General features: G+C 70.1%; 6 protein-coding genes. 5 read left to right on the forward strand and 1 reads right to left on the reverse strand.

Annotated features, from left to right (window positions below; translation table 11 throughout):
- Window positions 1-119: 119 nt before the first annotated feature.
- Window positions 120-2,837 carry a DEAD/DEAH box helicase gene (locus ACGFNU_RS04635; RefSeq protein ID WP_392590146.1) on the reverse strand — a complete coding sequence of 906 codons (2,718 nt, stop codon included), beginning with the start codon at window positions 2,835-2,837 and terminating at the stop codon, window positions 120-122.
- 242 nt (window positions 2,838-3,079) lie between these two features.
- On the opposite strand from ACGFNU_RS04635, the gene ACGFNU_RS04640 reads away from it, so the two are divergent.
- The 5 genes from ACGFNU_RS04640 (at window position 3,080) to ACGFNU_RS04660 (ending at window position 13,150) form a co-directional block, all read left to right on the forward strand.
- Complete coding sequence (locus tag ACGFNU_RS04640; RefSeq protein WP_151559424.1) at window positions 3,080-3,433, forward strand: STAS domain-containing protein; 354 nt, start codon at window positions 3,080-3,082, stop codon at window positions 3,431-3,433.
- Between the two features lie 11 nt (window positions 3,434-3,444).
- Window positions 3,445-3,885 (forward strand): ATP-binding protein, encoded by a 441-nt coding sequence (locus ACGFNU_RS04645; protein ID WP_392590149.1) that lies wholly within the window; start codon window positions 3,445-3,447, stop codon window positions 3,883-3,885.
- Between the two features lie 711 nt (window positions 3,886-4,596).
- A complete protein-coding gene (locus tag ACGFNU_RS04650) occupies window positions 4,597-8,955 on the forward strand; it encodes a HEAT repeat domain-containing protein (protein ID WP_392590151.1) in 4,359 nt (1,452 codons plus the stop codon).
- A 134-nt stretch (window positions 8,956-9,089) separates the two neighbouring features.
- Complete coding sequence (locus tag ACGFNU_RS04655) at window positions 9,090-10,034, forward strand: hypothetical protein (RefSeq protein ID WP_392590153.1); 945 nt, start codon at window positions 9,090-9,092, stop codon at window positions 10,032-10,034.
- 638 nt (window positions 10,035-10,672) lie between these two features.
- Window positions 10,673-13,150, forward strand: coding sequence for a sodium-translocating pyrophosphatase (locus ACGFNU_RS04660; protein ID WP_392590154.1), 2,478 nt, complete (start codon window positions 10,673-10,675; stop codon window positions 13,148-13,150).
- The last annotated feature ends 602 nt before the right edge of the window (window positions 13,151-13,752 follow it).

Consider the following 13,752-nt stretch of genomic DNA (forward strand, 5'->3'; position numbering starts at 1 on the left):
GCGGTCGTCGTGACGTCCTCGGGCTGAGCGTGCCTCGTATGTGGTGGGCGGCTCGAGTGGGCTTCGGGGAGTGGCCGTCGTGGTGTGCTCGGGCTGATCGCGCCTCGTGCCCGGCTGGCTCAGGTGGGGGCTTGGCGGAGGAGTTCGGCCAAGAGGATCAGGGCGCCGGACTTGTCCAACGGCTCGTTGCCGTTTCCGCATTTGGGGGACTGGATGCAGGACGGGCAGCCGGATTCGCACTCGCACGACTCGATCGCGTTGCGCGTGGCGAGGAGCCATTCGGCGGCGTCGGAGTAGCCGCGTTCAGCGAAGCCCGCGCCGCCCTCGTGGCCGTCGTACACGAAGACCGTCAGCAGGCCCGTGTCCGGATGGACGGCGGTGGAGACGCCGCCGATGTCCCAGCGGTCGCACGTCGCGAAGAGAGGGAGCAGGCCGATCGAAGCGTGCTCGGCCGCGTGGGCCGCTCCGGCCAGATCGAGGTCGCCGAACGACTCGATCTGCTCTTCGGAGAGCGTCCACCAGACGGCGCGTGTGCGGAGGGTGCGGGGTGGGAGGTCGAGGGGTTTCTCGCCGAGCACTTCGCCGGTTTGAGTTCGACGCATCTGGTATGCGACGACCTGGCGGGTGACGTCGACCGTGCCGAAGCAGAGCGTCGCCTCGCCCCACGCGGTGGTGCGGAGCCGTTCGACGATGGTGATGTCGGTGACGTCGCGTGCGGTGGTCGAGTAGTCGGGATCGGCGCTCTCGACGAGCGCGACCGAGTCGTCGAGGTCCAGGGTCTGGACGATGAACGACTCGCCCTGGTGGATGTAGACGGCGCCCTCGTGGACGGTCGTGTGCGCCGAAGCCTCGTCGACGGTGCCGAGGAGCCGGCCCGTCGCGGCCTCGACGACCTGGATGGGGGCGCCGCCCGCGCCGCGGATGTCGGCCAGATCGGCGGCCCTGTCGCGGCGCGTCCAGTACCAGCCGGCCGGCCGGCGCCGCAGGAACCCGCGGCGCACGAGGTCGGGAAGGAGATCGACGGTGGACGGGCCGAAGAGCTCGGTGTCGGCCTCGGTGAGGGGCAGCTCGGAGGCGGCCGCGCAGAGATGCGGTTCGAGGACGTACGGATTGTCGGGATCGAGCACGGTGGCCTCGACCGGCGTGCCGAAGATCGCCTCGGGATGGTGGACGAGGAACGTGTCGAGCGGATCGTCCCGCGCCACCAGAACGGCGAGCGCGGATTGGCCGGACCGCCCGGCACGTCCGGCCTGTTGCCACAGCGACGCCCGCGTCCCCGGCCAGCCGCAGACGAGGACCGCGTCCAAGCCGGAGACGTCAACTCCGAGTTCGAGGGCGTTGGTGCTGGCGAGTCCTACTACCAATCGCGAACGGAGGGCGGCTTCGAGTGCGCGCCGCTCCTCGGGGAGGTATCCGGCGCGGTAGGCCGCGACTTGTTCGGACAGTTGCGGGGCCACCTCGCCAAGCGTGCGCTTGGCGCTGAGGGCGACCGACTCCGCGCCGCGTCTGGAACGTACGAACGCAAGGGTCTGAACGCCCTCGACGACCAGATCGGAGAGGAGGTCGGCGGTCTCGGCGGTGGCGGTACGCCGGACGGGAGCACCCTGCTCGCCGCGCAGATCGGTGAGCGGTGGCTCCCAGAGGGCGAACGTGGCGGGGCCTCGCGGCGAGGCGTCATCGGCGACGGCGACCACGTCCAGCCCCGTCAGGCGGGAAGCGGTGGTCGCGGGCTCGGACGTCGTCGCCGACGCGAGGATGAAGACGGGCGACGACCCGTACCGCGCGCAGATCCGCCGCAGCCGGCGCAGCACCTGCGCCACATGCGACCCGAAGACCCCTCGGTAGCCGTGCGCCTCGTCGATGATCACGTATTGCAGGCGCCGGAAGAACGCGGCCCAGCGTGAATGGGACGGCAACATCGACCGGTGCAGCATGTCGGGGTTGGTGAGCACGTAGTTGGCGTGCTGCCGTACCCAGGTGCGCTCGTCCGGCGGAGTGTCGCCGTCATACGTCGCCGCTCGGACGCGAGTCAGCCGCAACCCCCGCAACGCGCGCAGCTGGTCGGCGGCGAGCGCCTTCGTCGGTGAGAGATAGAGCACAGTGCCCTCAGGTGGACGCCTGATGGCTCGACCCGCACCCGCACCCGACCTCGCACCCGAGCCTGCACTCGGGCCGGCGTCCGAGCCTGCAACCGCGTCCGAGCCCGAGCTTGTACCCTCGTCCGAGCCTGAGCCCACACCCGCACCTGGACCCGAGCCCGCAACCGCGTCCGCGCCTGCACCCGTACCCGTACTCGCGTGCGAGTTTGAGGCCGCGCCCGCACCTGGACCCGCACCCGAGCCTGCACCCACGCCTGAGCCCGTACCCGCGCCTGAGCCCGTACCCGCGTCCGAGCCCGCGTCCGAGGCTGAGCCTGCATCCGCGCCGGACTTGGTGCCCGCGTCGGCGTTGGTGGGGGTAGGCGGGGCGGTTTGCGGGGAAAGCTGTTCGCCTGTGGCTGAACGAACCGACCGATTGTCGCCTACCGTGGCCTCTTCGCCGTAGATCGCGGCGATGGCCGGGAGCAGGTAGGCCAGTGATTTTCCGGACGCGGTACCTGTGGCGATGATCACAGAACGGCCGGCTCGGGCGTGCTCCGCCGCGGTGGTCTGGTGTTCCCATGGGGCCTCGATGCCGGCGGCCGTCAAGCGGTCCACCAGCAGCTGCGGAGACCAGCTCGGCCACGCCGCGCGACGTCCCTGACGTGCGGGAACGCTTTCGACATGGGTGATGCGATCGCGACGCGTGGGATCGGCGAGAAGCCGTTCCAGAGGGGGACGAGATCTTTGAGGGGACATCAGGTTTTCAGTTTGCCAGGCTGGGCAGAAACCCGGGAACGCCCCGGCGCTTGAGCTCCCCTGCCCCCAGGCCTTGACAGGCGGATCAGCAGGTCAGATGGGATCGCGCGAACTTTCGCCCGAGTGGGCGATAACGCGCGTACACGGCGCCGGAGCGTGATTGAATCACGGCGGAGTCTCGTTGCCCCCGAACCGCCGGGGGGTATGGGATCAGAGTTTTGCAGGGCGGCGCTGGAGGATCTGTGGACCTGAAGGTGAACGACTACACCACTGATGATGGCTTGACGGTCATCAACGTGGAGGGCGAGATCGACGTCTACACGGCGCCGAAGCTTCGCGAGAAGCTCATCGACCTGGTCAACAAGGGCAAGTTCCACCTCCTCGTGGACATGGAGAAGGTCGAGTTCCTCGACTCCACCGGCCTCGGTGTGCTCGTGGGCGGTCTCAAGAGGGTGCGCGCGCACGACGGCTCACTGGAGCTGGTGTGCACGCAGGAGCGCATCCTCAAGATCTTCCGGATCACGGGGTTGACCAAGGTCTTCGGCATCCACGACTCGATCGCCGAAGCTCAGGAGAAGCGCAAGGGCGCCAAGTAGCGGTCGCGCAGATGGCGACCGTTGAGCTCTCTTTCAGTGCGCTGCCGGTACACGTCCGGACGGCTCGGCTGATCGTCACCGCTGTGGCTCGCCGCAGCGGGGTGGCCGAGACGCTTCTCGACGAGGTGCGGCTCGCGGTAGGCGAGGCGTGCTCCCGTGCCGTGGAGGCGCATCGCAGGCACTGCCCGGACGAGCCGGTGCGGTTGGAGTTGAACGGTGCGGGGAGCCGGTTCGAGGTCGTGGTGAGCGACACCGTTCCGGGTGACGACGCCGCGGGCGGCCTTCCCCCGGTCGCGGCGTCCGACGAGCCGGACTTCCTTCTCGACGACGGGGCCGCGGAGCTCGGTCTGGCCGTCATCGCCGGTCTGGCCGACGACGTGGAGATCGAGTCAACCCCCAAGGGCGTTCAGATCCGTATGAGCTGGCCGGCAGAGGCAGGCGCTCCGGCCTGAGCCGGAACAGACCCGAAAACAGAGGCCCCGCCAATGGCGGGGCCTCTGGCATGTCCACACGGCACTAAAGGCGATGAGGAAACGCATGGCTGGTCCAGGGGTGATGTGCAGGCCCGCGAGACGTACCCACTGTGGGCAGGGCGCAGGGGCGCCTCGAGCCTGGACTACGCAAGCTGCGCGCCGAACTCACTGATCTCGCTCTGAAGGCTGGCGAGTCGATACTTTGCGATGAGTGGCGAGGAATGCGGCGAACCGAGCGTCCATCGGCCGCTTCGAGCAGCAGCTCCAGGTAGCACGCGTGATGGAGATCCGATCGCGCGCAATCGCAGTTCCACATCTGCGTCAGCCAGCTCGTCACGCGAGATCCCGGCCGGATGCGCGCTGGTGCACCAACACCGGCTGCGACCGACGACGGCTGGGCGACCGGAGTCGCCACCGCGCCGCAGAGCCCGTGCCGAGGACCTGATCGGCCATGAACGGGTGGGGCGAGCGCCAACGGGAGAACCTGTGCTCCAGGTTGGTGGCGTGGGATTCGGCAGCTGAGGCGAGGGCGACCTGTCGTTCGTTTTGTGAGCGCACGTCGCACTGCTTTATGGTGCGTCGTCGCAGGCAGCAGCAGCCCTGGCTGCGCCAGCCGCCTCGACTTCGCAGTGCGGTGCACGGCGAATATCGAGGGGTGTCCAGATCGTCCCGATCCTAGGATCGGTTGCCATGACATCGAGGGATCCCCGGTTGGCCGCCGAGCTGACGGCACTCATCGGGCATGAGGACGCGCGGGTGCGGCGGTCCGGGCTCGTGCGCCTTGTCGCACACCTTGATGCGGGCAATCACGAGGAGCGGGCCGCATACGCCTCGTCGCTGCCGACGTTCCTAGACGAGTCGCCCGAGGCGGCGCTCGCCCTGGCGCGCATCTACTTGCGACTGCGTGAGCACGTCCGGTCCTGGCCTGACTGGCGCGCTGCCGATCTGCCGGTCCCCGTCCAGATCGCGTGGCTGAGCGCCGAGATCGCCGACCGGCCCGCGGCCGTGCGCGACGAGCCGGCTGGGGATCTGCTCTACCACGCTGTGCGCGGGGTTGGCGCGGTGCACGTGGAAGACCCCGAGGTGCTCGTTCGCGAGCTGGCGGGACGTCCCGACGTCGTGCTGCGAGCGGAGGCGTTCCGGCTCACGCGCGAGGCGCTGCATGCGGCCCTTCTGTCGGCGCGCCGGGCGCGGGTGCTCGTCGTGGAGCTCGCCGTCGACGTTCCGGACGCCTTGCGCGAACTCGCCGAGCCCTGGGCGGCGCTAGACCCGCTCCCGCACGAGCGTGTTCGCCGCCTCCTCGAAACAGGACCGGCCGACGCGGCGATCGAGGTCGCGGCCCGGCACGGGCACAAGTCCCTGCTCTGGGACGTCGCCGCCGACTCGGGATGGCCGCCGAAGCCGCGGCAGCGGGCGCTGGAGGCGCTCGGCGAACTGGCGACCCGGAATGACGTGACGGATCTGCTCAGCGTCGCCGCGCAGGACCCGCTGCTGCTCGCCAGGCCCGCCATCGCTTGCCTGCTGGGGTTGCATCGGCGCGGTCACTTCCCGTCCGGACGTGACGTCCCGGCGATCGTGGGCCTGGCACTCGCCGATCACTCGGTTCCCGCCAGCGATATCGCCACCCTCCTCTATCCAGTCAGGCACGAGGCCGTCCGCGAACTGGCGGACGGTGCCCGCCGCTCCGAGTTGGCGGCGCAGGATATTTGCCGCCGCGGGTTGGCTGCCGATGGCGCGCGCGGCTCCGAGGTGGAGGCCGACGATTCGTGCCGCTCGGTACTGGGGGCGCAGCGCCTTGCGTTGGGGACGGGCGGTGTGCGCCGTTCTGAGGGGGCCGGGGGTGAGTGCGGCTCCGAAGAGGCGGTGGGTGGTGCCCCTGGCCCTGAGTTGGCGGCGGAGGATGCGGGCGGCTCTGGGGTGAGGACGGATGGTGCGCGGGGCGAGTTGGCGGCTGGGGGCGCGCGTGGCGTTGAGTCGGCTGAGGGTTCGTGCGGCGGCGAGGCGGGGGCGGGGCGTGGTTCGGAGTTGGTGGGGGGTTCGCGCTGGCTTGAGTTGCTTGTTGCGCTTGATGCGCAGGGTGTCCGGGAGCCGTTGGTGGGGGACGTTGTTGCCGATCTGGCTCGCGTCGCCCACGATCCGGCGCCGTTCTTGCGGGCTGTTCGGACGTTGCGGCATGAGGCCGCTGAGGAGATCGTCATCGAGTTGCTGCCTCGTTCACCGCGGGCGGCGCTCGACGCGCTGGAGGCCGTTGGTGGTGCGCGGGCCGTCGCTGCGCTGCGCGCGGGGCTCGGGCGGGACCCTTACCTGAACCCGTTCCGGCACCGCGCCCTGGAACTCCTCTGGCATCTCAGCGAAGACCCGGCCGACCGGCGATCGATCTTGGAGCGCCTCAATCCGCGGGACCTGCCGCAACGTATCGCCGCCGACCTGGGCGGACCGGATCCGCGTGAGCTCGCCCTGCTCCGTTCCGCCCCTGGCGAGCCGGTTGAGGCGCTTTGCCGGATCGCTCGCAACGGCGATGTGGCCTCCGTAGCAGTGATCGCTGATCTGCTGCTGCGGGTCGTGTCGGACCTCGTTGATTCCTGGACGGCGGGCCCTGAACCCCAGGTGCCGGACGAGGTCGTGACCGCGATCCGAGGCCTCGGCGGGCGGCTTTTCCGGCGCGGCGCCATCCGGCCGCGCTGCCTGCTGGACGCCGCCGACGAGGACGAGGCCGGGAATGCGCTCGCCGCGAGCATCGCCCTGGACCTCCTAGAACGTCCTGGGCTCACGTCCCAGGAGCAGGCGGTACTGCTCGGCTTTCTGTCTCGCATCCCCTACCGCCGGATCAGGGCACGCGTCCATCCGCTGCTGCGGCATCGGGATCGGCACGTCCGCAAGCACGCGATCGCGCTGATCGCGCGCGACGCCGGGGACGCGCGGGCCTTGTCGGCGAGCCTGATCCCGCTCACCGCCGCCGACGACCCGCAGACCGTACGGCAGGCGCTCGTCGCGCTGGGGGAGGCCGGCGCGTCGTGGGCCGCGCCCGCGATCGCCGCCTGCCTCGACCATCCGGTGATGAACGTCAAGAAGACCGCGGCCGTCGCCCTCGTCCGCGCCGGCGCGCCCGAAGCCGTGCCCAAGCTGCTGGACTGGCTCGGCCGTCACGACAATCCCGGCCTGCGCGAGGCGCTCACCGAGGCACTGCGCGCGATCCTCGGAGACGCCTTCGCCGCCACCCTTGTCGCCGCCGCGGACCGCACCACGGATGAACGCACCAGAACTCTTTTGCTCCGTCCCCTGGAGAGCGCTCCGCCCGCCCGGCCGCTCTCGGACGTGGACGCATTGGTGTCCGGCCCCTGGAACGCCGCGATCGCGCGTCGTGTCGTGGCCGCCGGTACCGCCTCCCTGCGGCTACGGCCACTGCTGGCGAACTGGCTGGATCTCGCGGACGGCGACCCGGAGGCCCTGCGGTTCACGCTCTGGATCTGCCCTCCGCCCTGGTCGGACGCGGAGATCGAGACGTTCGCCCGGTCGTCCGGGACGCTGGTGGACGCGCTGCCCGGCGACGACGTTCTCCTGGAGCTGCTCGACAAGGTTATCGCCCGGTTCGATCCCGTCCGGAAGCTGGAGACGGCCGATCACCTGCGGCGGCTGCCGCTCGGCAGAGCCGCGATCGTCCTGCTCCGGCGCTGCGACGCCGTCCTGACCAGGTCCGACCTTGATCGCGCGCTGGCGCGCAGCGGTCCCAATACCTGGCTGACGCAGGAGGCCGTCCTCCGGGAGGCGTTCGGTGTGGACGACGAGGATCCCTCGCGCCTCAACACGCTGATCAGTGAGTTTTCCGAAGCCCCACCGGACGCCCGGCCCGCGCTCCTCGACCAGATGATCGAGGTGCAGCCGCTCGGGGCGCCGCCCTGGACCATCGCTGAGGAGGCCCGCCGAGCAGCGCCGGAGACGCGCGTCCCGCGCCCCGACGATCTGGACCAGCCTTGCTCCGCGGCGCAGCGTGAACGCCTCCTGACCATGCTGGACGATCCCGACGGCGCTCGGCGCGAGGTCGCCGCCCAGGCCCTTCTCGACTGGCCCGAACCGGATGTCCGCCGGGCGCTTCTCCGCGCCTTCCTGGAATCCCGGATCGATGCCGTCCCCGCCTCCGCGCTCGCCGTGATGACCGACACCGACCTGGTGGAGTATCCGGAACGCGCCGCGCGCCTGGCGGCCATGGCCCAGCCCGCGTCCGAGATCGATCGACTCGTACCGCGCCTGGTCTCCTCCTGGGAGCACGGCGGCCCCGCCGTCCGCCACGCGGTCGCGTCCGCACTGCGCCGAGTGCCCGCGGACGTCGTCGCCGCCGCTCTCTCCGCCCGTCTGGACGCGGGCGCCTGGGGCTTCCTCGATCTCGTCTCCGGCCGGACGCTGACCCGTACTCCCGCGCTGACCCGCACCGTCCAGCGTCTGCGCGGCGAGGGCCGAGACGATCTGGCCGACAAGCTCGTCCTGGTCGATGGTCCGCTGCGAGCCCCTGGCGCGGCCAGCGAAGATGAGGTCGCGCTCTCGTCCCTGCGCGAACGCAAGCCTCCGTCGCCTGAGCCGTCCAGAGCAGAACTGTTGCAGAGGACTCGCGAAGGTAGCCCCGCCGAGGTCAGGCGGGCGCTCACCCAGCTGGCCGAACGCCACGCCACCGATCCCGAGCTCAAGGAACTGCTCGCAGAGCTGATCGCCCATCCCGAGACACGGGTCAGACTGCATGCCCACCGCGTCTCCCGCGTCGTTCTCGACCGGCCCGCCTACCTGGAGCAGACCGAGCGGCTCCTGGACGATCCGCAGCCCGACGTCGTCCGCTCGGCCATCAGGACGCTGAGCCACGCCGCCTGGGAACCGGCGATTCCCGGCCTGATCGCCCTGCTCTCGCACAAGCGCGCTCCCGTCCGCACCGCCGCCGCCGAGGGGCTCGTCGTCATCGGGGAGCCGGCCGTCCCCGCGCTCAAGCACGCCGCAGGCCGCGCCCGTCCTGATCGCCGTGCCCGCTACACCGACGTCCTCGACGAGATCGCGGCGGGTCGCTAGGGGTCGTCGCGTCGGAGTAGCCGGGATCCCTCTCTCGGGGGAAGGCGGCGGGTCTCGCGGGGGAGGCCCGCCGCGCCGGTGCTTCAGGACACTCGAGGTCACGAGTGTTCTGGGCACGACGAACGGGGTGCGGCATGGACGGTGAGCCGGTCATCGGGACGCGGTGGAGTGCGACGAGAAGGTTCGCCGGGTACGGAGCGGCCTCGACCCTGTCGCTGTATCTCCTCGTCAAGATCATCTGGGTGGTCGCCGCGCTGTCGGGCCACGGCTCCAAGATCAGCGGTGCCGATTGGCTGCTGCTGAACGTGGTCACGGTCGGCATGGCGGTGATCGGGATCGCCCTGGCCATGGCGCTCGCCCGACCCTGGGGATTCAAGATTCCCGCGGGGCCGCTGGTGCTGGTGGCGTGGGTGGGGGCCGGCTTCCTGGTGCCGATGATCCCGTTCATGCTCCTGAGCACCGCGCTAAGCGGCTCGGGCGGCGGCGACGACGGGGACGCGATGCCCGTCTGGGAGGGGATCTTCATCTCCATCGGGTTCGTGGGGATGGCCGTGGGCCTGGCGATCGCTCTTCCGATCTACATGCTGGAGCGTTTTCCGCGGGTCTTCCAAGGACGGCTCGACGACGGCCGCACGGCTCCCCCGCGAAACCTGCCTCTCGTACGGGTCGCGATGGCGGTGAGCGTCGCTCTGGGAGTGTTGTGGCTTTCCTGGGCGTTCGGTGGGACGTTCGGCTTCGACACCGGACGCGGCGACCCCTTGGACCGGAACGCCAAGCTGCTGATGGGCACGTGGGGCACCGGGGCACTGGTCGCCGCCTGGAGTGTTCATCTGATCAGCCGCCGCCGATCGCCTCGGCTGCGCCGGTGGGTGCCCACGGTTCTGGCCTTCGCCGCGTCCGGCTCGTTGTTCGCCTGGAACTCCTGGAAACTCCCGCTGACGCTGCTGAGCCCCGGCGACTACGAGCCCCGCGAGTACCCCGCGGTAGCGCTGATCGAATACGTCCTCGCGATCGGCGCGGGCCTCATCCTGCTGACCGCCCTGCTAAGGGCCCAACGCCCCGCCCGTCACACGTCCTGACCCAGGGAGCTGACGGAACACGGTCAGCCCATGTACCGCCTGCTGCAACACAGCCAGCGCATCCACTGCCGCAGCGCGGCCACTCGGACGCTTGGTGACAGTCAGGGATGGGTTGGGGGACGGGGTCAGGGCTTATCGGAAGTTGCGGGGGCTTTGGTTACGGGAGAGAGAACTGGGGGTGGTGTGACGGTTGCGGCTAAAGGGGCCCCGGTGGCGGACGAGGAAATGGGCTATGGGATCGTCTTCCGAGTCGATCTTCAAATATGGTTTAGGTCGGCTAGTAATTGGGGTTACTGGCTGACTGAAAACCGGTTCGGCTGGTATGTGGTGAGACCGGCGCTTTCCCGGCAGGTCACCCGGTTCATGTCAAGATCGTCGGGGATAGAGTTGGCTGCCCCTTGATGACCTGCGGAGATTCTGTTTCTCGGCACTTTCAGGTCAAATCGCGGCGTAAAGTCGATTGCTTTTTCATTTCGGCCTCATTAAGGAACCGGCAGGCTTCTAATTCAGACCTGGCCTGCGTAGACTCCCGGCACCCGCGTTGCCGTCGTGAGGCGTCAAATCGCCCTCCGCGGGGTACGCGGTAGAGATCGTCTTTTCGGCGATCGAAGATCGCACGCCCCTGTCGAGGAGGACGGATGTCTGGGCTTTCCCTGTCAAGCCCGGCCAGCGCAGAAGTGGATCTCGGCGGCGGCGACCTCACACTGGTCGTCGTCGTCGGAGTGGTCGCCCTGCTGGCACTGGCCGTCGCCGGAGGTCTTGTACGAGAGGTACTGGCCGCGGGCCAGGGCACCGAGAAGATGCAGAGCATCGCTCGGGCCGTGCAAGAAGGCGCGAGCGCCTATCTGAAACGCCAGTTCCGCACCGTCGCGGTCTTCGTGGTGCTGATTCCACTCGTCCTGCTGCTGCTCCCCGCCGACTCGACCGGTGAACGGATCGGGCGTTCGGTCTTCTTCGTCATCGGCGCGGCGTTCTCGGCCATCACCGGGTTCGTCGGCATGTGGCTCGCGGTCCGCGGCAACGTCCGGGTCGCGGCGGCGGCCCGCGAAGGGCAAGGCGGCGAGAAGAGGGCGATGCGCATCGCCTTCCGCACGGGCGGCGTCGCCGGGATGTTCACGGTGGGCCTCGGGCTCTTCGGCGCCGCCGTGGTCGTGCTGGCGTACAAGGGCGACGCGCCGAAGGTCCTGGAGGGCTTCGGCTTCGGCGCCGCGCTGCTCGCGATGTTCATGCGAGTCGGCGGCGGCATCTTCACCAAGGCCGCCGACGTGGGCGCCGACCTGGTCGGCAAGGTCGAGCAGGGCATCCCCGAGGACGACCCGCGCAACGCCGCCACCATCGCCGACAACGTGGGCGACAACGTCGGTGACTGCGCCGGCATGGCGGCCGACCTGTTCGAGTCGTACGCGGTCATGCTCGTCGCCGCGCTCATCCTGGGCACGGCGGCGTTCGGCACCGAGGGGCTCGTGTTCCCGCTGATCGTGCCGATGATCGGCGTGATCACCGCCGTGATCGGAATTTTCGCGGTGACGCCCCGGGACAAGGACCGCTCGGGCATGTCGGCGATCAACCGCGGCTTCTTCATCTCGGCGATCATCTCCGCCGTGCTCGTGGCCGTGGCCGCGTTCGCCTACCTGCCGTCCTCGTTCGACGAGCTCTCCGGTGTCTCGGACCCGAAGATCCTCGGACTGGACGCCAACCCGCAGGTCGTCGCGCTCGGCGCGGTGATCATCGGCATCGTGCTGGCCAGCGCCATCCAGCTGCTGACCGGCTACTTCACCGAGACCAACCGCAAGCCGGTGCAACAGGTCACCGACAGCGCCCGGACCGGCCCGGCGACGGTGATCCTGTCCGGTATCTCGCTCGGCCTGGAGTCGGCGGTCTACACCGCGCTCGTCATCGCCGGCGCGGTGTACGGGGCGTTCCTGCTGGGCTTCGGCAACACCACGGTCGCGCTGTTCGCGGTCGCGATGGCGGGCACCGGCCTGCTGACCACGGTCGGCGTCATCGTGTCGATGGACACCTTCGGCCCGGTCTCCGACAACGCGCAGGGCATCGCCGAGATGTCCGGTGACGTGGAGGGCGAGGGCGCCGCGGTGCTCGAACGCCTGGACGCGGTCGGCAACACCACCAAGGCGATCACCAAGGGCATCGCGATCGCGACGGCCGTGCTGGCGGCGACCGCGCTGTTCGGCTCGTTCCGTACGACCGTCGTCAGCGCGCTGTCAGACGCGTCCGACGACGCCAAGGACGCGCTCGGTGACTTCGCCACGTTCAACATCTCCATCGACAGCCCGAACGTGCTGATCGGGCTGATCATCGGTGCGGCCGTGGTGTTCCTGTTCTCCGGGCTCGCGATCATGGCGGTCAGCCGGGCGGCGGGCCGGGTCGTGGTGGAGGTGCGCGAGCAGTTCCGCACCAAGCCCGGGATCATGGACTACACCGAGAAGCCCGACTACGACCGCGTCGTGGACATCTGCACCCGGGACGCCCAGCGCGAGCTGGCCACGCCGGGGCTGCTGGCCATCCTGACGCCGATCGCGGTCGGCTTCGGCCTCGGGTACGCGCCGCTGGGCGCGTTCCTCGGCGGCGCGATCGCGTGCGGTGTGCTCATGGCCGTGTTCCTCGCGAACGCGGGCGGCGCCTGGGACAACGCCAAGAAGCTCGTCGAGGAAGGGCACCTCGGCGGCAAGGGCAGCGAGGCCCACGAGGCCACGGTGATCGGTGACACGGTCGGTGACCCGTTCAAGGACACCGCCGGTCCGGCGATCAACCCGCTGATCAAGGTCATGAACCTGGTCGCGCTGCTCATCGCCGACGCCGTCGTGACGTACGCGGGCAACGTCCCGCTGCGCATCGGCGTCGCCGGGGCGGCGGTGATCGTCGTCGTCGGCGCCATCGTGCTCTCCAAGCGCCGCGCCGACCCGATCGGCTCGGGCGAGGGCCAGCCCGCGGTCGTCGGCGGCACCACGACCGGCACCGTCCCCGGGGCCGAGACCGCCGGCGAGGTCGAGTCGGGCGCCGCCGCGGCCCCGCCCGCCGAGACCGCCGAAGGGGCCGAGACGCCGCCCAAGCCGCGTCCCGACTCCGACCGCGAGTCGTCCGCCAACAAGGCCTGACCCGCAACGCACCCCGAAGGGGCCGGTGGCACCCAGCCACCGGCCCCTTCGCGTGCCCGCCCCACCGTGACCGCAGGCCCGCCGCAGCCCCCCGCCCACCCCGCCTCTGCCCCCTGGCCCGCCGCAGCCAGCCCTCCGCCGCGTCCGCAGTCCCTCCGTCGCGCCTAGCATCCCTCCTGCCGCGCCGCCAGCCCGCATGTCCGACCTCCGCATCTCGTGTCTGGCCGGCCGCGTCCGGCGTCCACCAGGTGGGTCCGGCTCCCGCCGTCCGGGAGCCACCCGCCGCGTTTGCTGTCCTCCGCTCGTGGCGCGGGTGCAGCCAACGGTTCCTCGCTGCCAGCCCTCGCCTGCTCGTCCTCGGTGTCCGCTCATGCTGTCGACGCCGGGGCCGTTTGCTTGTGCAGGCGGGGCGGGCGGTGTGTTCGCTCTGGCTGGGTGTGGGTGGTGTCGGGAGCATGGAGGGGTGGTCGTACGCTGTACGCGGGGCCGGTTGATGTTTCAGGATGGGAGGCGTGGCGGTGAGCGACGGGAAGTCGACGATGTCGGGGCCGAAGGGGTTCGCCATCATCCTTGGCGGCATGCTCGGGATCATGCTGGTGCTC

Origin of the sequence: Spirillospora sp. NPDC048911 (genome assembly GCF_043198015.1) — a bacterium.
Classification (GTDB): domain Bacteria; phylum Actinomycetota; class Actinomycetes; order Streptosporangiales; family Streptosporangiaceae; genus Spirillospora.